This is a genomic window from Lacrimispora sanguinis (assembly GCF_044987295.1).
Classification (GTDB): domain Bacteria; phylum Bacillota; class Clostridia; order Lachnospirales; family Lachnospiraceae; genus Lacrimispora; species Lacrimispora celerecrescens_B.
Genome location: NZ_CP173277.1, coordinates 5,152,382 through 5,172,648 on the forward strand (window position 1 = coordinate 5,152,382; position 20,267 = coordinate 5,172,648).

Here is a 20,267-nt window from a genome sequence, read left to right on the forward strand (position 1 = left end):
AATCGGAGGTAACTAAAATGGCAAAATCAGTTATAAATGTAGATGGAATGGCATGTGAGCACTGTGTAAAGGCAATCACCAATGCGGTAGGTGCTTTATCAGGAGTATCCGGTGTATCGGTGGATCTGGCAGCAAAAACCGTAACCGTGGATCATGACCCGGAACAGGCAACCGTTGATAAGATCAAAGCCGAGATTGAAGATCAGGGATATGATATCATTTAACTAATAAGTAGAGAGGACGGGAACCGCACAACCATGCGGTTCCCGCCTTTCGCATTTCAATTTCTGACAGATAGAGGTGCAACAATGCTTAAAAGCAGTAAAAATGTATTGGTTGTGGATGATGAACCTAAAATACTGGAGGTCGTCTGTCTGCTTTTGGAAAGTAAAGGATTCCGCACATTCCCTGCCGAAAACGGCAGTCAGGCCCTGGAGATATTTGATACGGAAAATATTTCTCTTGTTATTCTGGATCTTATGATGCCAGATATCTCCGGAGAAGAAGTGTGCATTGCTATCCGTAAAAAATCCCGGGTTCCCATTATCATGCTGACTGCCAAGGTGGAAGAAGGTGATGTGGTGGATGGGCTGGGCCTTGGGGCCGATGATTATGTTACAAAGCCTTTTGGTTTAAAAGAACTGTATGCCAGAGTTGAGGCAGTTCTGCGCAGGACAGAAAGCGACCTGGTACCCCTTGTAAAAAGGAATTCCTGGAGAAACGGAGATCTGGTCATTGATTTTGAGAAGAATGAAGTTCGTAAAAAAGGAATCAGCCTGACTCTGACGCCCAGCGAACTGAAGATCCTGTCGGTGCTCATCAAATACCCCGGAAAGGTCTTTACCCGGGAGGAGCTGATCGAGGCGGCTTTGGACAAGAGCTTTGCCGGATATGACCGGGCGATTGACAGCCATATTAAAAACATTAGGAAAAAGGTTGAGGATGATCCCAAAAACCCGGTGTATGTACGGACAATCCCGGGACTGGGATATAAATTCGGAGGGGATGGAGATTGAAGAGCTTAAGAAAACAGCTGTCTCTATCTATTTTGTTGACGCTTTTAATCACCATCGGGCTGATTGGCCTTCTTTCCAACTGGTTTATAAACCGGGAGTTTGAGAAGTATATCACTGAGCTGGGACGGGAGCGCCGGGAAAATATCGTAGATGATTTAGGCAGGCAGTTCGATGGGTTCAAACGGAACTGGAAGCTTGATTACGTTCATGCCATCGGTATGAATGCCTTGTATGACGGCTATATTTTGAAGTTGTATGATGCAGGAGGAAACATGGTATGGGATGCGGAAAACCATGACATGAGCCTATGCGGACAGATTATGAATGAGATTTCGGCGCGGATGGAAGAGAGGGGCGCTGAGGGCGGCTTTGTGGACAACACCTATGAAATTGATCAGAACGGGAAAAAAGTAGGGGCTGTCTCGATTAAGTATTACGGACCGTTTTTTATGAACGAGGCTGACTTTAATTTTATCAATGTCATGAATACAGTCCTTCTTGTTATAGGAATCTTATCCAGCGCCTGCTCGGTGGTGGTAGGGTGTCTCCTTGCTCGCAGAATATCCCGTCCTGTTACAAAAACGGCCTATATTGCCAAACAAATATCAAAGGGCAACTATGACATCAGGTTCGAGCCGGGAACAAGAATACGGGAGCTTGATGATCTTGCAGACGCAATCAATCACCTCTCTGATGCCCTTAAATCTCAGGAAAAACTGCGCAAACAGATGACTGCGGATGTGGCTCACGAGCTGCGGACACCACTGACTGCCTTGAGCTCCCATTTGGAAGCAATGATAGAAGGCTTATGGGATGCAACACCTGAACGGCTGAAAAGCTGCCATGAAGAGGTAAAGCGTCTTGGAACACTGGTTGAGGATCTGGGCCAGTTAGCAAAGATAGAGGGTGAAAATCTGGTCTTAAATAAATCCAGGATAGATCTGTTTGAAATTGTGCATACGGTGTCAGATACGATGAAAGGAGAAATCAGCAAGAAAAATTTAACTCTATCCATAGAGGGAAGTCCGGTCTTTGCCGAAGCAGATAAAAACAGATTCAGCCAGGTCGTAGCCAATCTGTTGTCCAATGCCGTCAAATATACGCCAGAGGGCGGTGCGATAGGAATTGAAGTATATGAAACGGACCGTTTAGGAATTGTTAAGGTAACGGATACGGGAATCGGAATTCCTGAAACAGAGCTGCCGCTAATTTTTGAACGTTTTTACAGAACCGACAAATCCAGGAACCGGAAATCTGGAGGTGCCGGAATCGGTCTTGCCATTGTTAAATCCATTGTCAATGCTCATGGTGGAACTGTGACGGCGGAGAGCATAAAGGAGCAGGGAAGCTGTTTTACGGTAAGTATTCCGAAGGAAGGTTAAAGAAATTTACAGTATGGAAGATCCTATTGATAAGTTTTGGGCAGTTATGGAAACATTGTTGATTTTTTCATTGGATTTGGTTTATACTTGATAAAGAAGTATTATTTAACCAGAGGAGGAAATGAATATGTTCGAAAATATGGTTGCCGCATTGAAAGTACAAAAAAGAAAAATCGTATTTACCGAAGGCACTGATCCAAGAATTCTGGAAGCAGCCAGCCGCCTTTACAAAGAAGGTGTTCTTACGCCGGTCCTTCTAGGCAATCCTGGTAAAATAGACGCCGCTGCAAAAGAACTGGGCTGGCCCGTCGACGGCATTGAAAAGATTGATCCGCTTAATTATGATGGATTTGAAGAAATGGTTGCCAAAATGGTAGAATTGAGAAAAGGCAAAATGGATGATGCAGCTTGCCGGGCAGCACTTGAAAAGTCCAATTATTTCGGAACCATGTTAGTCAAAATGGGAAAAGCAGACTGTTTATTAGGCGGAGCTACTTATTCTACTGCTGATACGGTGAGACCGGCTTTGCAGCTGATTAAGGCCAGACCTGGCAGCAAAATTGTTTCCAGCTGCTTTATTTTATATCGGCAGACAGATAGCGGGAATGAAATGTATGCCATGGCTGATTGTGCCATTAATGTTGACCCCGATGAAAACGAGTTGGTGGAAATTGCATTAGAGACAGCCAGAACGGCCAGCACTTTCTCTATTAATCCCAATGTTGCACTGCTTTCTTATAGTACGCTAGGTTCCGGTAAGGGTGAATCCGTTGATAAGATGCGCAATGCGGCTGAAACGTTGAAGGCCATGAATCTGGATTTTCCGGTAGACGGAGAGCTGCAGTTTGATGCCGCTTTTTCTCCCACAGTAGCTAAAGTAAAGGCGCCGGACTCTCATGTGGCCGGGCATGCCAACACATTCATTTTCCCGGATATCGATGCAGGCAATATCGGCTATAAAATTGCACAGCGTTTAGGTGGTTTTGAAGCTTTCGGCCCCATTCTGCAGGGCCTCAATGCTCCGATCAACGATCTTTCAAGAGGCTGCAATGCTGATGAGGTCTATAAAATGTCAATAATTACGGCGGCTTTGATATAAGCCAGCTTTAAAATGTATAGATAACATGAATCGTCAAAAGCATCAGAATGGAATATTTTGATGCTTTTGGCGATTTGTCAATCCAATGTCCCGAATAATCAACTCATAGCTCCAATACTATTATATAGATCATGAGAAATATATCCGGAGTATGGGAAGCATCAGCGGGGAATGAACAGGGGGCTAGTTTATTGAAAAAAGTTATATATGTTTGTATTGGAATCGCAGCCATGGCCCTGGGTGCTGTTGGAACGGTGGTGCCTGGCCTGCCTACCACACCGTTCTTATTGCTGGCCTTGCTCTGTTTTACAAAAGGATCTGTAAAATTCAATTGCTGGTTTAGGGGCACAGGCTTGTATACAAAATATGTGAAAGGTTATGAATACAACCGGTCAATGACAAGAAAGCAGAAGCTTACCACTCAGGCTGCCGCAGGATTGATGATGTTTATCTCCTTTCTATTGACCGGTAATCTGGCTATCCGTTTGCTTCTTATCATAGCCTTTATTCTGCATAATTATGTTTTTATTTTTGTTATTAAAACGCGTCAGGAAGGTAGAATGGAAACGACAAAAAAGGGATAGGTTGGTGACAAATATGAATTATGATGGAATTCTTATTGGTATCGGAACGTTTCTTATCATCGGATTATTACATCCTGTTGTTATCAAGGGTGAATATTACTTTGGCAGTAGAATCTGGCCATTTTTTCTGATAGGGGGAATCCTGTGCATTGGCTTCTCTCTTGCATGTGCAAAAGGAGTATTATCCGCACTTTTGGCAGTATTGGGCTTCTCACTTTTATGGAGCATTAAGGAGCTTTCAGAACAGAAAGACAGGGTAGAAAAAGGCTGGTTCCCCAAAAATCCTAAAAGAAAATGACTAAGACGTGTAAAGACCATCTACTTATTAGGACAGATAAAGCAAAAATCAAGCGTATCGCTCATTTGAACGACACGCTTGTTTTTAGACATCATACTTGGCAGCCGCCCATAAACAGTTTAGTCTTTATACTGTCTTATGCAGGACTACCTCAAAGGATCGCTTTTTGAGTTAAGTGGAAATAGTCGTCAGGTGCAGGTAAACATATCGATTCGGTTCAGTGAAATTCCGGTATATGACCAACCAAATCTTCGATCCCAACGGAACCCTACGACGGTATTTGCCCAGATCTGAACAGGGAAAAACCAAAATTCCAATCCGTTGCTTAACCAGACATAAGTAAATCGCCCAATGCAATTTCTCATGGACCCAGGAGAGACAAATGGTGTGACTCCACCGCGCGGTTGCCCAGGCCTTCGAGGAACGCTAGACGGCGGAGGTCCCATAGGTACCGGTCCGCCTCCGCTTGGCGGCCTGCCAGTAGGTGGAGAAGGCGGTCTTCCAGTAGGTGGAGAAGGCGGTCTTCCAGTAGGCGGAGAAGGCGGCCTGCCAGTAGGCGGAGATGGAGGCCTTCCGGTAGGTGGAGACGGAGGCCTTCCGGTAGGCGGAGAAGGCGGCCTGCCAGTAGGTGGAGAAGGCGGCCTTTGTGGCCTATCAATAGGTGAGGTTGGAGATCTATCGGTAGGTGGGAATGGGGGCATAATTTTACTTCCTTTCCGAATGTTGATATTTATATTATATGAGATATAGGAAAAGGAATTGACATGAACCGGTAGGAAAATAAGGATTACGTCAAATCGGATATAGTTATAGACGGTTCTCATTTTAATAAAAGTTCAATCATTATGAAGAGAGTTATACCGATAATTAGTAAATATGGGTATTATTTCATTATCTTACTTTACGATTCCCCCATGAAAATAACACTCGTAAACCTGTAAATTCTTATAGTATATTTCTTCGTATCCCTGATGCCATTTCAAATCTCCGCATACTTTGCAATTATAAAAATAATCATTTTCTACATAGAAATCAGGGCCTCGGAAAGGTTTATCATTGGGGACGGCCATTAAAGCCGCCTTTAAGAAATCACTGCTAAAATTACTGCTTGTTACCCGCCCAGAGTAATTCATTGCATAGATTGGGATGTTGTTTTTCCACACAGCCTCTTCTCCGGAAAAACACTCGCCGCCGACATACGTGTCTAAATACAAGAAAACACCTTCTTCATATCGTAAATCATGGGAGTTTGGCCTTGAAGAGGCACATTCCCTGCCTTTTGCAGCATAAGTATTGCATTTTGCCTTAATAAGAAAATCAATTAATTCTTTGCTATCGCAGGAATCCTGTTTGACGATGGAAGTAATGCAGGAATCATTATCCTTTACCAAATGGTCAATCGTAGTTTTGAAAAATTCTGATATGCTGATGAGGTTGGAGATATCAGGATATGCCTGGCCGCTTTCCCATTTAGTTATGGCTTGACGGGATACGGATACTTTTTCAGCCAGTTCCTCCTGTGTTAAGCCTTTACTTTTTCTTAGAAGCTGTAATTTTTCCGGAAAAATCATAGAAATCCACCTCCGTGTTTTTTATTATCTTACCATATTTGAATCGTACTTTTGTAGTCCCTTATGGTTGCTTTTTTGCTACTTTTACTTGCTTATTATAAATAGGATGCACCGTTGACATTTTTGTATAATGAGAGCATTATATTGACAGCTGGCGGTTTTAAGGTGAATAGAATATAAATTAGTAAGTATGGAGGGATTATGAAAAGATGCAAGCTCTCTTATGATGAGTGGAAATGTATTATTTAAAAAAAAATATCTGGAATGGCTATACAGAATAACTATATAAATGGATACATAGGGTGGTATATCCTGATGGAACGATTATTGAAGATGATATGAATGAATTGGAGGAGGCACTAAGAGAGAATGTGATTAATCCACAGCAATATGAATTAGCTATTGAAACGAGCAAACGGCTGAGAAATACTCTGTTATTCAATATTGAATCCTTTATAGATTATACCTTTTCATGTTATGACTTAATTATTAGGTATAAATAAGTTTAGGATTGATAGTTCGTCAATTAGTTGATAGTATATTCTTGATACTTATTTCTATTGGAAATACGGGGGAGACTTTATGATACTTGAAAAGATGGAAGAATTTTTTGACAATCGTTTAGAAGGGTATGAGGACCACCAACTTAATGGTATTGATTCTGCAAAAATATTTTATCCCTATACGGCATCCCAGCTACCTATGACCGAAGGCTGTAACGTGCTTGACCTGGGCTGTGGAACAGGGCTTGAACTAAATGAATATTTTAAACTTAATCCACTTGCAGTAATAACAGGAATCGATTTGGCAAATGGTATGTTAAGAACACTGAAAGCCAAATTTCCTGACAAACAGCTTACGCTTATCAATGGTTCCTATTTTGAGGTTCCTTTTGGGGAAAATGTTTACGACGCTGCGGTTTCTGTAGAATCATTGCATCATTTCACTCTGGAACAGAAAATTCTGCTTTATAAAAAGTTGCATGATTCGCTGAAAGAGGGCGGATATTTTATTCTAACAGATTATATGGCCGAAAATGATGAAGAAGAAAAGAAAAACTTTTTAGAACTTTCCCGGTTAAAAAAAGAATTGGGAATATGTGATGGTGAGTTCTATCACTATGATACGCCGCTTACACGGACGCATGAAACAGAGGCGTTATGTGCCGGAGGATTTTCAAAGGTCGAAGTACTGAATAAATGGCAAAGTACGAATATTCTGAAAGCATATAAATGAATGAAAGGGAGGACTGCTGACTTAATATCAAAATCAGTGGTCCCCCCTTTACCTTATGTCTATACTATAGTTTGCATATCATCATAAGTAGATCCCGATATGTTCCATCCTTTAACTTTTCGGCATCAATAATAGTCCCACATATCTTAAATCCATGTTGTTCATAGACATGGATAGCTCTTTTATTATCTGCAACGACCTGAAGCTCGACCTGTTCATAGCCTAGCTTTTTCGCATGATTGAGGCAGCATTTTGTTAACATATTTCCTATTCCCAGATCCCAGTAATCTTTTAATACTGCAATTCCATAACCAGCTCTGTGTTTTGATTTCATATTTTCCCTAATGCAATAAATAGTCCCATTAGCAACCAGATTATTATCTACAAAAGCTGAGACTTCAAAGCCTTTTTCGTCTTTCAGATATTTAGAAATATGAGAATTTTGCTCATCAAGGGTGTTATTAATTTCCTCGGGATATCTCCCTAAATAATCGGTTTCACCGGCGCATTTCACTAAATATTCAAGTAAATCTTTGGAGTCGGATAGCTCTGGACTTCTTAAAACAACTTTTTTACCATTGTTAGATACATATGTAATTTCCTCTATTCTCATTATTCTCCTCCATGATTTCCATATTTATAGTTAAATAGATTTTTTGTAAATATCATATTATCAAATAAGTTATCACTGATCAATATAAATTTCTATAATATAGCGTTCAGTTAGATCTTACAGTAGTTTAATCTTTTTTGAATGAGTAACCATCACTCTGTTTAATTTGACTATTTTTTTCAGTATTGTTATAATATTGACGAGCCCATTCCTTACCTAACCGGATCTATCATGTTTTGTTAGGAAGCTCTCACAATTACCATTTGATTAATAGATGAAAGAGGATTGCAATGCAAACAAAGATAGCTGTAGTAGATGAACATTCTAAAATGAAAAAGTTTCTTGAATTTACTGAGATACGCACTAAGATCACGAGTCTGCTTCCGTTTTTCATGTCTCTGGCTTATCTGTTTTACCGCAGGCAGCAGGTAAATGCGGAACGTATGATTTTGTTTTTTTGTTCCATGTTTTTGTTCGACTTAACGACAACCGCGATCAATAACTATATTGATACCAAAACGAACGGCCAAGAGCTGCCTTATCCACGGGGCAGAGCGAAGCTAATCATATATCTGTTGTTCGGCGTTAGCTCTGTTTTGGGCCTTACCCTGGCGTACCGCACGGATTTGGTTGTACTGTTGTTGGGCGGACTGTGCTTTCTCTGTGGAGTGTTCTACACCTGGGGACCGGTTCCGATTTCCCGTTTGCCCCTGGGTGAGATTTTTTCAGGACTGTTTTATGGTCTTTTTATCCCTTTTTTAATGCTTTATATGAACATGCCTTCTGGAACGTTCCTGACCTTAGCAGTGGATTGGCATTCAATTCAGTTTGTTTTAAACATTGTACCTGCGTTTTCCCTGCTTTTGCTTACGGCTGGACCAATCTGTGCGACTGCCAATATTATGTTGGCTAACAATATCTGCGATCTGGAAAAGGATATTACGGTAGGGCGGTACACGCTTCCTTACTTTTTTGGAAAGAATGCACTGGGGGTTTTTGCCGGGCTATATTATATCACTTATTTGACATGGGCGGCATCCGTTGCACTTGGGATTCTATCACCGATCTGTTTGCTGGCGCTGCTTACCATTATTCCTGTGCATAAAAACATCTGCCGATTCAGAGCAGAACATATCAAAGAGAAGACCTTTGTCCTTTCGGTACAGAATTATATTATCATTGTAGGTGCGCAAACTTTGACGATCTTTTTAAGTGGTTTATTTCTTTGATGGGAAACCGCACTCAAGAGCATTTCTTTTTTTCCTGACCGGAGCTGCGGCTCCGGTCAATTTTAGTTAACCCGAGTAAATTATTGCATATAAAAACTACTAACTAAATAATTATTAGCTAGTAGTTTTCTTACATACTTAATATGTCCATAATCAGCACTTTGTTTCATATTAAAATGAAAATCATGTTGTCTTAATATTAACGATCAATGATAAATCTCCAGTGTACTATACTCTATATAAATTATATCTAAGAATATCAGTTTTTACACCAACTATCAATATTAAACTCTATGTAAAGGAATCGTATAAATCCTTAACTTCATTAATTAAATTGTAAATATATCGTAATGCCAAAATCTGGATTCTGCTGTTATAATTATATTATAAAAAATGAAGGAGGACAAATTTTGAAAAAATTTTTAAAGTTATTGTTAACCGGTATAAGCTCTTTCGCATTAGTCCTATCAGCGAGTGCTTTTACAACACAAGCAGAGGAACAGGTTTCATTGCCAAGCTCTATACGCATTTACGGAACAGTAACCCAGGTTTCTGAAAACAGACTCCGTATGATAAGGAAAGACGGTGCCGGTGCAGACCAGGAAATCATTTTAAACCTTTCCTCTGAGATAAAGATTTTAAACTCCGTCAGCGGAGATCCAGCTGCAGTTGATCAAATACAGGAAGGTGAATTTATCTACGCTGACATTAGCCCGGTTATGACCCTTAGTCTGCCGCCCATGTCAAATGCCTTTACTGTACTATGTAAAGTCCCAGCTGACTATCAGGTTCCGGAATACATAACAGTAGCGTCTATGTCCATAAATTCAGATGGGCAGACAGGTATCCTTACTTCTGATACAGGGAAACAATACAGGATAACAGAACAAAGTAATTTGTTTCCATACTTAACCCGTAACATTGTTACGGTCCATGACCTGTCAAAAGGGCGTAATTGCCTGGTCTGGTCAAAGGATAATACGATTTCAAAAATCATGGTATTCCCAAATTCCGGCACATCGGATATGCAAACCGGCTGGATAAAAAAAGACGGTAACTGGTATTTCTATGATATCAATGGCTTATTATATACGGGCTGGCTGAATGATAACGGTGACTGGTATTACTTAGATCCTGACAGTGGAGTTATGCAAACAGGATTCATCACCCTGGAGGGCAAAACATACTATCTTCAAAAAGATGGCCGCATGCTTACAACGGCCAAGACATTTATTCCCGATGAAAACGGCGTATTAAGATAATCCATTGCAAACTTTCAAAAAATAAATATAATTAATAAATAAGCATTAAGGTGAGAGTAATCCCCGCGCCTTAATGCTTATTTTTGTAATAGATAACCCGCCATATACCTATCCATTCAAAAAAAGTGAAGCAAATTGGATTTGCTGATGATTTCAATGGAATGCTATACTTATCACATAAAGGAGGAAACCATGGAAAACCGACTTTTAGAAATATTCCACCTTGTATGCCAGAGCAATCGTGAGTTTACCGTACGGGAACTGGCACAGCAGTTTTCTGTAAGCAGCAGGACTATTTACAGTGATATAAAAAAATTAAATGAATTACTGGAGGCTTCCGGATACCCTGAAATCAATGCAGATAAGGGAAAGATGTTTTATATGGAACCGTTGATGATTGAGTTTGAAAGTCTGATCCATTCAACCCCGGCTTTTATTCTATCGAATTTAAGAATCCGGCGCCTGCGGATCGCCACATCCATTCTTTTGTCCGGCGATCAGTTCACGGTGGATGACCTGTTAAAGGAACTTGATATATCAAGAAACACCCTCATCGGCGATTTAAAGGAAGTAAGGGAAATGCTCAGCTTTCATTCCATTGCAGTAGAGTCCACGCCCTTTAAGGGGTACCGGATCTCCGGTAAGGAACAAAACATCAGAAATCTATTGATTCTTTCAATCAGTGAAGATCCGCTGTTCTTTGAGGACAGGGCAGGAAAAGAAGATATGCAGATTCTGTATTCCTGTGAGGCTTTTCTCGATGATGTAGCCAGACAGCTTAATGTAGAACTAAGCGACGTATCATTTAACCGTATGTTGATCGCATGTTATGTCACTTATGCAAGGATCTCCATCGGAAAGGCTTTTACCGAGGGACCCAGGGATGTTTTAACGAGAGAAGAAAAGGCATTTGTGGAGCGGCACGGGGAGATTGAGGAAATATTCGGCAGGGAAGTATCTCTTGATGATTGCTTTTATCTGGCAAATAAACTGGCAGAAGCATCGGTCGTAAAATCCGAGGAGCTGCTATCCGAAAAATGGCTGCCATTTAATCTGGTTACGAATCAGTTTATCGATGCCGTGGCACAAGAATACCCGTTTGAAGCGTTCCGCACCGATTCCAAGCTTTATGAGGGATTGCTCAATCATCTGCGTCCTGCTTATAAGCGGGCTTTGGCTGGGGAATGGGCGGAAAATCCATTGTTGAGCTATGTTTTGGAGAATTTCTCCCAACTTAACATTGCGGTTGCAAAAGGCGTAAAGGTGCTTGAGGAAAAGCTGAAAGTTCATTTTAATGAGCATGAGATATCCTATTTCACGTTGTTTTTTGCTTCAGTAATCGAACGAAATGAAAAACAGATCCGAAGGACGCCGAATGTCATCATCGTCTGCAATGCAGGGATCAGTACCTCTGAGATATTAAAAAGCAGGCTGCAGGCCATTTTCCATGTGAATATATTGGGAACATTCAGTGTCAGAAATGCGGCACTATGGCTGAAAGAGCACGTTCCGGACCTGATTATATCCACGGTTCCGTTCAAATGGAAGGACACAAAGGTACTAAAGGTAAGTCCTTATTTATCAGACTATGACATAAAGGAAATACAAAGCCAATTATCGTTTCTCACTGCCAGGATCCATATCTCAGAGGTGATGAACATTATTGGCAAATATGTGGAGATTGAAGAACAAAAGCTAGCTCCTTTAAAAAATGAATTGAGTATTTATTTGGGAATTACAGAAAATTCGCAACCAAAGAAAGGAATATATCAACCGATGTTAAAAGAAATTTTGACTACAGATTTAATTAAAGCAAAATTTGAGGCGGTCAATCGAGATGAGGCCGTTACGGAAAGCGGCAGGCTCCTTGTTGATAGGGGAATGGCAGATGAGTCTTACATCCAGGCAATGCTAAAAAATGTTGAGGTGAATGGAACCTATATCGTCATCTCACCAGGAATCGCAATGCCTCACGCCAGACCTGAGGAAGGCGCACTGGATATCGGCCTGAGCATTGTAACACTAAAAGAGCCCGTTGTTTTCGGACATCCGAAAAACGATCCGGTTAAAATCGTGGTCGGCCTTTGTGCCATTGACCATCAATCACATTTAAAAGCGCTTACCGAGCTTGCGGACATTTTAATGGACGAGAAAAAGGTAAATGAAATAACCAATGCGGATTCCGCAGAGGAAATATTACAGATCATAAAGGGGGATTCACTATGTTAAAAATTGTTACAGTATGTGGTGCGGGAGTAGGAAGCTCCATGATGCTTCGCCTGTTTACCCAGCAGATCCTTGATGCAGAGAAGATTGAAGCAACCGTAGATGCTTCTGATATCGGTTCCGTCAGCCCGGATTCCTATGATATTCTAATTACGACTTCAGATTTTGCCGATGTTTTAAGAGATTCTAAGGCGCACATTATCCGGATCGACAATATGATGGATAAGCAGTATTTAAAAGAACAGCTTCTTGAGGCAATAAACAAGAGATAATCGGGAGGCTGATGGCAGCCTTAGAAGGGAGAGAAAAATGGGAGTAGTAATGTATTTGATTAATAATGTTTTCAGCCAGGCTGTTTTCATTATAGGAATTGTTGTGATCGCCGGTATGGTTGCCCAGAAGAAAACCTGGGATCAGATCCTACCCAGCGTGATTAAGACGATGATCGGCTTTACCATGATCAACGTAGGAGGGCAGACCCTCGGTATGTCCCTGCTGCCTTTGCAGGGAATGATTTCAAAGATATTCAATATGCCACCTGTGTCAGTGGATATTGGTGCGGCTCAAGCCGAAAGCCTTACCGGGATCGGTACGGAGATGGCGTTGATCTTTGCACTGGGCTTTCTTGTGAACCTTTTGCTGGCAAGATTTACGCGCTTTAAATATGTGCATTTATCAGCCCATGTATCCTTCTTCTATGCTGGATTGATTGCGGCGCTGTTAAAATTCGGAACCAATTTGGCTTTTGTACCGCTTGTAATAACCGGTTCCATATTGTTAGGCTTTTATATGACCTTTTCCTGCGCTTATGTGGCGGTATTTATGAAGGAAGTAAAGGGAGGAGAGGGCTTTACCCTTGCCCATTCCAGTTCCATCGGAATCCTGATTTCTTCCCTGCTTGCCAAAGCATTTGGGAACAAGGAACATGATCTTGAAAACTTAAATGTTCCAAAGAAGCTTAATTTCTTAAGAGAGATGACCATTTCCTTAACCATTGTTATGACGGTTCTCTTTTTGATCATAAGCCTTATTGCCGGCCCGGCCTGGATGCTTGAAAACATTACCGGCGGACAGGATATCGTTGTATTCAGCTTTTTACGAGGTTTATCCTTCGGTATGTGGATCACAGTTATTATAACAGGTGTAAGAATGATGCTTTCTGAGATCATTTCCGCATTCCACGGCTTTGCCAATAAGATCATACCCAATTCCGTACCAGGGCTTGATATCCCTCTGCTTTTCCCCAATTATCCTAATTCCGTGATATTGGGCTTCCTGACCAGCTTAATCGCCGGTCTGATCGGTATGATGATTCTTGGATTTATCAATTATCCGATCGTGGTGTTCCCCGCTCTGATCCCCACCTTTTTCACCGGTGCGGTAACAGCCATCTTCGGAAATGCCCACGGCGGACGCAGAGGTGCAATTATCGGCTCCTTTGTAAACGGTTTGATTCTTATTTTCGGACAGGCTCTGCTTCTGCCTATGATTGGAACGTATGCGCCGATCATGCGTATTTTAAGCGAGACAGATTATTCCTTCTATGGTCCGATCTTAGGCTGGTGCTTAAGTTGTTTGGAGGCATTTAATGAAAAATTTAGTGTTTTACCTTACTTTGCATTATCCGGACAGGGAAACCTTTTTTCAGATATTAGAGCTATTGGATAATGAAAAGGCCGGTTATGTGGAAATCGGCATACCGGTTGAGAATCCTTTTGTGGACGGAGTTGTGATAAGGCAGACTCATCAAGAAGCGTTGGAGCAAACGATAAGCTCAGCCGATGTGATACACACGCTGGAAGAAATCCGCAGGCGTTTCACGTTTAAAGTTGTGTTAATGACTTATAAGGAAGGCGTTGAAAATTTTTGCCTTACCGATGTACCGAAAGATTTATATGACGGTTTTCTGTGTGTGGATGGAGAATATCCAACCGGAACCTTTCCAAATCAGATCACTGTGCTTGGGCGGTCCCTTGATGATGAGGGCATAGCTAAGGCTCTGGAGCATAATGACCTGTTTGCCTATATCGTTTCCGGGGAAGGGAAAACCGGTTCGTTTGATAAGCTTCCTACGGAATACGTTGATGTTGTAAAAAAAGTAAAATCTGTTTCAAAGACACCGGCCTATGTAGGCTTTGGTATTAAATCTGCTGAGGATGTGAAGGAAGTCATGAAACATGGTGCCGATGGTGCTATTATTGGCACAGAGTTCATAAAGCGCTATCAGCTTGGAGGTATGGATGCGTTAAACGCTTATCTGGAAGAGTTTAAGAAAGCCGATGCATAGGCTGGTCTTCCAACCTGCTAAAATAACAAGGGGAGTGTTATATATAGCAGAGAAGAGGGCGGACATGATTTTAGTATTCAACTCCATGCTGCCTGCATGATCATGATAAAAAAAAGACAGAGTGCTGTAAAATAGGTCTGTCAAAAAGGAATGTACGAAAAATGAGTCTTGAATGGCCTGAAAAGTCATTATCAAGACTCATTTTTCATGTCGTAAAAGCTGTTATGCTATGCAAATACGCATTTCAGATAGGGGTACTATGATTTGATCTTGAAAATATAAAAAATAGGTTGACAATAAGTGAATGATCATTTATTATAAAAATATAGAGGTGATGGCATGAGAAAAAAAGACGACGAAAAAGTGAAAAGCATAAAGGAAGCAGTAATCAAGCTGATCCTGCAGGAGGGCTTCCATGGCACTTCTGTCTCTAAAATCGCTAAGATGGCAGGGGTTTCGCCGGCAACGGTATATATCTACTTTGAAAATAAAGAGGATATGCTGCACGATATTTACCTGGAATACTCGGAAGAAATATATGATTATTTATTGGACAGCGTAAAACGGGAGATGGAGGGACGGCAGCAGATCGAAGTGCTCATCCGAAGCTACTATAACTATATATTAGAGAACAAGGAAATCTTCAGCTTTGTGGAGCAATTTTCCAATTGCCCCTCATTGGCCAACAACTGTTCCGGGAAAAAGGGCATTTGTAATATTTACAGCCTGATGTCGGATATGAAGAGGAGTAATCTTATAAGGAATTACAAAGAGGATAATCTTTTGGCCATCATTTTTCAGCCGGTGAAAGCAATTGCTGTTGATAACCGCAAGAACGAGGCACAGAAAGAGGATTTGCTGCAGGAAATGATTCAAATTATACAGGATGCAATATTGCTTTAGGTTTTTACAAGCGAGATTATTTTGTGAATTTATTTTACAAAAAAGGTCTCGCATAAAAACAAATCCATATTAAATGAACATTCACTTAAGAAATACGCACAGAAAGGATAAAACTATGACCAATCATGATAAAAATAGAATAGGAATCGTTTTCCCAATTTCCAATAAAGTCTTATTGCCTGACGTCGTAACTACGGTTCGTTTAGAGGCTCTTGACGAAACACATATGATGTATCTGGAAAACGAAGAAACCGTAAAGATAGCTTTGCCGTTAAAACAGAATTTTGGTAAAAACCCAAAGAATGAGGAAGATTTTTACCAGACTGGTTTAACCTTTGAGGTCACTGGAGTGGACCAGACGGATAAAGGGATTCTGCTTTCCGTAAGGCTGGAGGACCAGATCCATGTAAAAGAGCTGCACATGGAAAACGGCGTTATCTATGCCCAATACGAGCTTAGTCAAAAACAAGATGATTTAGATGAGAAGAGCCGTGACGAGATGCTTGGCTATATCAAAAACGTTACCAGTGAGATAAGCTCCAAATTTTCAGGAGGAGAACAGTACCAGCGGATTGTCAATGAGTTTAAGGATTTGAATTCCATTATCGTATATCTGTCTCAATTTATTCAGATAACCAACGATGAAAAGCATGAGCTGTTAGAAATGTCCTTAAAAGAAAGAAGCCTTCGTTTCCTGGATTACATGCTGAAACAAAAGGAAATGATCGAGCTGCAGATGGAGATTTCCGAGAAATTCTCCGAGAAGGCAAACCGGTATTACAGGGAGTCCGTACTTAGAGAACAGTTAAAAGCTATTCAGGAAGAACTGGGTGAAGGCAAAAAGGACGAAGGAAAAAAGGAACCGGATTATTTAAAGAAGATTGAAGAAGCAGGTATGCCGGATGAGATCAAAGAGGCAGCTCTTGAAGAACTGGATAAGCTTGATGATCAGGGTCCCAATAAGATGGATTACAACGTGATCCGCAATTATCTGGATCTTTTGGTTCAGCTTCCATGGAAAAAGGAAGAGGCTAAGGACATTGATCTTGACGAGGCAAGACGGATACTCGATGAACAGCATTACGGGCTGCAAAAGGTGAAGGACAGGATCATTCAGCATCTGGCAGTTATGCAGTTAAACAAGGCTAAAAAAGGTTCCATCCTCCTCCTTGTAGGGCCGCCGGGAACCGGAAAAACAAGCCTTGGAAAAAGCATTGCAGAAGCCCTTGGCAGAAAATATATCCGCTTAAGTCTGGGCGGCATCCGGGATGAATCGGAAATCAGAGGACATCGTAGAACTTATGTAGGAGCTATGCCGGGAAGAATTATCCAAAGCATCCGAAAGGCAGGGAAAACCAATCCTGTTATGGTGTTAGACGAAGTGGATAAGATTATGTCCGGTGGTTTCAGCGGAGACCCTGCCAGCGCACTTTTGGAGGTTCTTGATCCGGAGCAGAACAACAGCTTTACCGATCATTACATGGATCTTCCTTATGACTTATCCGATGTATTCTTCGTGGCTACGGCCAATTCATTGGAAAGCATTCCAGGTCCCCTCTTAGACCGGATGGAAGTCATACAGATATCCAGTTATACCATAGATGAAAAGTTTCATATCGGCAAAAACCATCTGATCCCAGAGGTCCTTAAAGAACATGGTTTAAAACAGGAGCAATTGGTAATTGAAGATGAAGTATTGCAGAAGATTATCAGTGATTACACGCTGGAAGCCGGTGTGCGAGGGCTGAAAAAGCAGCTGTCCAGCCTGGCCAGAGTCACAACGGAAAAAATTGTATCCAAAAAAGCGGAGCTGCCTTTTGTAATTAAGACAGAAGATCTGGAGGAATATCTTGGCAGCCAGGTATCCCGTCACGACAAAGCCCAGCAGGATAATCCTCCGGGAGTAGTTACAGGCCTTGCATGGACTCCGGTGGGAGGAGAAATACTCTTTATCGAGGCAACTGATATGCCGGGAAGCGGGGCGGTCATATTGACCGGAAAGCTGGGAGATGTGATGAAGGAATCTGCTAAGATTTCTTTAAGCCTGTTAAAATCCAGACTGCCTTTAAATGCCTTTAATTTTAAAGAAAGAGACCTTCATATCCACGTTCCGTCAGGAGCGGTCCCTAAAGATGGTCCTTCAGCCGGAATCGCATTATTTACTGCTTTGGCCTCTCTTGTTACCGGCAACAAGGTGGATTCAAGGCTAGCCATGACCGGAGAAATCACTTTGCGGGGAGCGGTCTTGCCCATTGGAGGTTTAAAGGAAAAACTTCTGGGTGCACAAAGAGCTGGTATCAACAGGGTATTGATTCCAAAAGACAATGTAAGTGATTTAAAGGATGTACCGGAGGAAGTGAAGAATCAGCTTACAATTATACCTGTGGAAACGGTAGAGGATGTACTAAAAGAGTCATTAGGGATTTTCCTGCCCAGAATCGAACATGTATATCTCCAAAAAGGAGGCAACGGATTATTTTCCGAAGGATTAAACACACCACATAAAAATATTGAAAGAAAAGGGGTAATTTAAATGAATATGACAGTGACAAAGGATACTTTAATCGGAGAGGTTTTGGAAGCAGACCGTACCACCGCACATTTCTTTTTTGAAATGGGAATGCATTGCCTGGGCTGTCCCGCATCTGCTGCGGAGACTGTGGAAGAGGCCTGCATGGTCCATGGCGTTCCGGCACAGGAACTGATCGACAAGTTAAATAAGCATATGGCAGAGTAATGGTCTTATTAATTTAAAAGGAAGGCGTCTTCAGTTGAAGATGCCTTCCTTTTTTTAATGAATGTAATATGGCTGATCAATTAACCTCTGCCCAGAAGAGCTTCTGCCATGCTGTCATAGCCATAAACTGATGATACGTATCTTAAACCGTCTGTAATTTCGTTTTTGGAATAATTGTGTTCTTCAAGAAAGTTAAAATCAATCTCATTTAAATGATAATAAAACATGAGCGCCATTTTAAAATGCTCCATATCGTCGGAATCCAGCTCATCCAATAATTTATTTTCTGCCTCATTAATCTCACCAGCCTGGATGAGAGCTAAAAGCTCAAGATAATTTGATGCTGTCTCTTGGTCTTTAAAATTCTGTTCTTCATTTTCCCCTAATTCAATATGAAAAATAAGCTTCAGTAAAGTCGTTACCATTTCATGAATCATACGCATGATAAAATCATCTTGTAACATAAAAATCTCCTTTTTTAACCGTCGTATAGAATAAATAAAAAATGTTATGATAAAAAATAATTTACCACAAATATTAAAAAAAGTAAAATGAATATAGTAAGAAAAAGGATAAATCCACTGCTATTGAAGGAAAAAGCAAAGTATGGTAAGCTGTTTAAAGTTTAAGCTTCGGGAGGATGCAGATGATAGAAACAGAATTGGCTAAAAAATTCATCGAACAGATCACACAATATACAGAATACAATATCAACATAATGAATGAGCAGGGGGTCATCATCGCCAGCCGGGATCCAAAGCGGGTGGGGACGTTTCATGAGGTTGCCTATTATATTGTAACCGGAAGCGAGGATATTGTGGTCACTTCCACAGAGGAGGATTATCCGGGAGTAAAGCCTGGGATCAACATGGTCATTAACATCGACGGCAGACGGGAAGGAGTGGTAGGAATCACTGGAAATCCGGGAGAGATAAAGCCCGTCGCCCTAATCACTAAGATGGCCATCGAAGCCATGCTGAAATACGAGAAGCAGCAGGAGGAACTGAGACGCAGAAGGAATCGGAAGGAGCATTTCACAAACCTTTTGATCCATGTGGAATATCCGGATCCGGGGGAACTTCGGAGCGTAGCAAAGAAGCTTAATTATTCGGAAAACATCGTAAGAATCCCCATCTTGTGTAAGCTGGATGACATTAAGCCGGAGCCGTTTCTGGACATGATCAAGAACAGCCCCAGGCACGGGACAGAGGATATCAGCCTTGTCCTTGACAGCAGCCATATCCTCATATTTAAAACAATGCCGGATCAAGAACGAAAATTATTTGCCGATTACAAATACATTATTGCAGAATATTTAAGCACTGCCTTAAAATGGCTTCGGGAGCAGGAGAAGAACTGTAAATTCTACATTGGTACATTTCAGGGAAGCTTTACCCAGTATTATAATGCCTATCGGCACTGCAAGTGGCTGGAAGAAAATGCGGATTCCGGCTCTGCTGCTTTCTTTTATGATTATACAGGAAATTATGTGCGTTCCATCGTGCCGATGAATGAGCTGCAATGGATGTTCAACGTTTATGAAAGAGAGCTGAGTGAAGGATTTTTAAAGACATTCATGGAAATTGCAGGGGCTCTTATAAAGACAAATTATAATCTGGTATCGGCATCAAAAGAGCTTTTTGTGCATAAGAATACGCTTTTATACCGGTATAATAAGGTGAAGGATACCTTAAATATCAATCCCATAGAATCATCAGCAGACCGGTTTTTTATGGAAACCTTTTATAATTTTTTAAGAAAAGAATACTAGTTTTGTATCGACAATACAAAAAACAAGGTTATATTGATACTCATGGCATTAGA

The 20,267-nt window shown here is 41.2% G+C and carries 21 protein-coding genes; 18 read left to right on the plus strand and 3 right to left on the minus strand.

Annotated features, from left to right (window positions below; all coding sequences use genetic code 11):
* Positions 1–17 precede the first annotated feature (17 nt).
* From copZ to ACHZES_RS24115, 7 genes are all read left to right on the plus strand, one after another.
* Positions 18–224 carry a copper chaperone CopZ gene (gene copZ, locus ACHZES_RS24085; protein WP_038284435.1) on the plus strand — a complete coding sequence of 69 codons (207 nt, stop codon included), beginning with the start codon at positions 18–20 and terminating at the stop codon, positions 222–224.
* 84 nt (positions 225–308) lie between these two features.
* Complete coding sequence (locus tag ACHZES_RS24090) at positions 309–1,016, plus strand: response regulator (protein ID WP_395547543.1); 708 nt, start codon at positions 309–311, stop codon at positions 1,014–1,016.
* The gene (locus ACHZES_RS24095) at positions 1,013–2,398 is read left to right on the plus strand and encodes a HAMP domain-containing sensor histidine kinase (protein ID WP_154521015.1); all 1,386 of its coding nucleotides are present in this window, start codon (positions 1,013–1,015) and stop codon (positions 2,396–2,398) included. Before ACHZES_RS24090 ends, ACHZES_RS24095 begins: the two co-directional genes overlap by 4 nt.
* 127 nt (positions 2,399–2,525) lie before the next feature.
* On the plus strand, positions 2,526–3,497 hold the full coding sequence (pta, locus tag ACHZES_RS24100; protein ID WP_154521014.1) for a phosphate acetyltransferase: 972 nt from the start codon (positions 2,526–2,528) through the stop codon (positions 3,495–3,497).
* Between the two features lie 191 nt (positions 3,498–3,688).
* Entirely contained in the window at positions 3,689–4,081 is a 393-nt protein-coding gene (locus tag ACHZES_RS24105; RefSeq protein ID WP_038284430.1) for a YbaN family protein, read from the plus strand.
* Positions 4,082–4,094: 13 nt separating this feature from the next.
* A complete protein-coding gene (locus ACHZES_RS24110) occupies positions 4,095–4,379 on the plus strand; it encodes a DUF4491 family protein (protein ID WP_038284428.1) in 285 nt (94 codons plus the stop codon).
* Positions 4,380–4,742: 363 nt separating this feature from the next.
* A complete protein-coding gene (locus ACHZES_RS24115) occupies positions 4,743–5,129 on the plus strand; it encodes a hypothetical protein (protein ID WP_395547541.1) in 387 nt (128 codons plus the stop codon).
* A gap of 146 nt (positions 5,130–5,275) precedes the next feature.
* On the opposite strand, the gene ACHZES_RS24120 is transcribed toward ACHZES_RS24115, so the two are convergent.
* The gene (locus ACHZES_RS24120; protein ID WP_154521011.1) at positions 5,276–5,950 is read right to left on the minus strand and encodes a DUF5680 domain-containing protein; all 675 of its coding nucleotides are present in this window, start codon (positions 5,948–5,950) and stop codon (positions 5,276–5,278) included.
* A 582-nt stretch (positions 5,951–6,532) separates the two neighbouring features.
* On the opposite strand from ACHZES_RS24120, the gene ACHZES_RS24125 reads away from it, so the two are divergent.
* The gene (locus tag ACHZES_RS24125) at positions 6,533–7,186 is read left to right on the plus strand and encodes a class I SAM-dependent methyltransferase (protein WP_404820291.1); all 654 of its coding nucleotides are present in this window, start codon (positions 6,533–6,535) and stop codon (positions 7,184–7,186) included.
* Between the two features lie 64 nt (positions 7,187–7,250).
* On the opposite strand, the gene ACHZES_RS24130 is transcribed toward ACHZES_RS24125, so the two are convergent.
* Positions 7,251–7,799, minus strand: a complete 549-nt coding sequence (locus tag ACHZES_RS24130; RefSeq protein WP_038284420.1) for a GNAT family N-acetyltransferase — start codon at positions 7,797–7,799, stop codon at positions 7,251–7,253.
* 290 nt (positions 7,800–8,089) lie between these two features.
* On the opposite strand from ACHZES_RS24130, the gene ACHZES_RS24135 reads away from it, so the two are divergent.
* The 9 genes from ACHZES_RS24135 to ACHZES_RS24175 all read left to right on the plus strand — a co-directional run bounded on the left by ACHZES_RS24135 (position 8,090) and on the right by ACHZES_RS24175 (position 18,443).
* Positions 8,090–9,028: a UbiA family prenyltransferase gene (locus ACHZES_RS24135; protein WP_395547539.1), complete on the plus strand. Its 939-nt coding sequence runs from the start codon at positions 8,090–8,092 to the stop codon at positions 9,026–9,028.
* Between the two features lie 410 nt (positions 9,029–9,438).
* Entirely contained in the window at positions 9,439–10,290 is an 852-nt protein-coding gene (locus ACHZES_RS24140) for an N-acetylmuramoyl-L-alanine amidase family protein (protein WP_395547538.1), read from the plus strand.
* Positions 10,291–10,482: 192 nt separating this feature from the next.
* The gene (locus ACHZES_RS24145) at positions 10,483–12,519 is read left to right on the plus strand and encodes a BglG family transcription antiterminator (protein WP_395547537.1); all 2,037 of its coding nucleotides are present in this window, start codon (positions 10,483–10,485) and stop codon (positions 12,517–12,519) included.
* On the plus strand, positions 12,513–12,788 hold the full coding sequence (locus ACHZES_RS24150) for a PTS sugar transporter subunit IIB (protein ID WP_025233773.1): 276 nt from the start codon (positions 12,513–12,515) through the stop codon (positions 12,786–12,788). The genes ACHZES_RS24145 and ACHZES_RS24150 overlap by 7 nt, the downstream gene beginning before the upstream one ends.
* A 37-nt stretch (positions 12,789–12,825) precedes the next feature.
* Positions 12,826–14,184, plus strand: a complete 1,359-nt coding sequence (locus tag ACHZES_RS24155) for a PTS ascorbate transporter subunit IIC (RefSeq protein WP_395547536.1) — start codon at positions 12,826–12,828, stop codon at positions 14,182–14,184.
* Complete coding sequence (trpA, locus tag ACHZES_RS24160) at positions 14,105–14,803, plus strand: tryptophan synthase subunit alpha (protein WP_395547535.1); 699 nt, start codon at positions 14,105–14,107, stop codon at positions 14,801–14,803. Before ACHZES_RS24155 ends, trpA begins: the two co-directional genes overlap by 80 nt.
* 339 nt (positions 14,804–15,142) lie before the next feature.
* The gene (locus tag ACHZES_RS24165; RefSeq protein ID WP_038284412.1) at positions 15,143–15,706 is read left to right on the plus strand and encodes a TetR/AcrR family transcriptional regulator; all 564 of its coding nucleotides are present in this window, start codon (positions 15,143–15,145) and stop codon (positions 15,704–15,706) included.
* 115 nt (positions 15,707–15,821) lie between these two features.
* Entirely contained in the window at positions 15,822–18,239 is a 2,418-nt protein-coding gene (gene lon, locus ACHZES_RS24170) for an endopeptidase La (RefSeq protein WP_395547534.1), read from the plus strand.
* Positions 18,240–18,443, plus strand: a complete 204-nt coding sequence (locus ACHZES_RS24175) for a DUF1858 domain-containing protein (protein WP_195841074.1) — start codon at positions 18,240–18,242, stop codon at positions 18,441–18,443.
* Between the two features lie 80 nt (positions 18,444–18,523).
* Here ACHZES_RS24175 and ACHZES_RS24180 read toward each other — a convergent pair whose 3' ends face one another.
* Complete coding sequence (locus ACHZES_RS24180; RefSeq protein WP_051835355.1) at positions 18,524–18,907, minus strand: DUF6483 family protein; 384 nt, start codon at positions 18,905–18,907, stop codon at positions 18,524–18,526.
* A 182-nt stretch (positions 18,908–19,089) separates the two neighbouring features.
* Here ACHZES_RS24180 and ACHZES_RS24185 point away from each other — a divergent pair, with 182 nt between their 5' ends.
* Positions 19,090–20,214 (plus strand): CdaR family transcriptional regulator, encoded by a 1,125-nt coding sequence (locus ACHZES_RS24185; protein ID WP_395547533.1) that lies wholly within the window; start codon positions 19,090–19,092, stop codon positions 20,212–20,214.
* The last annotated feature ends 53 nt before the right edge of the window (positions 20,215–20,267 follow it).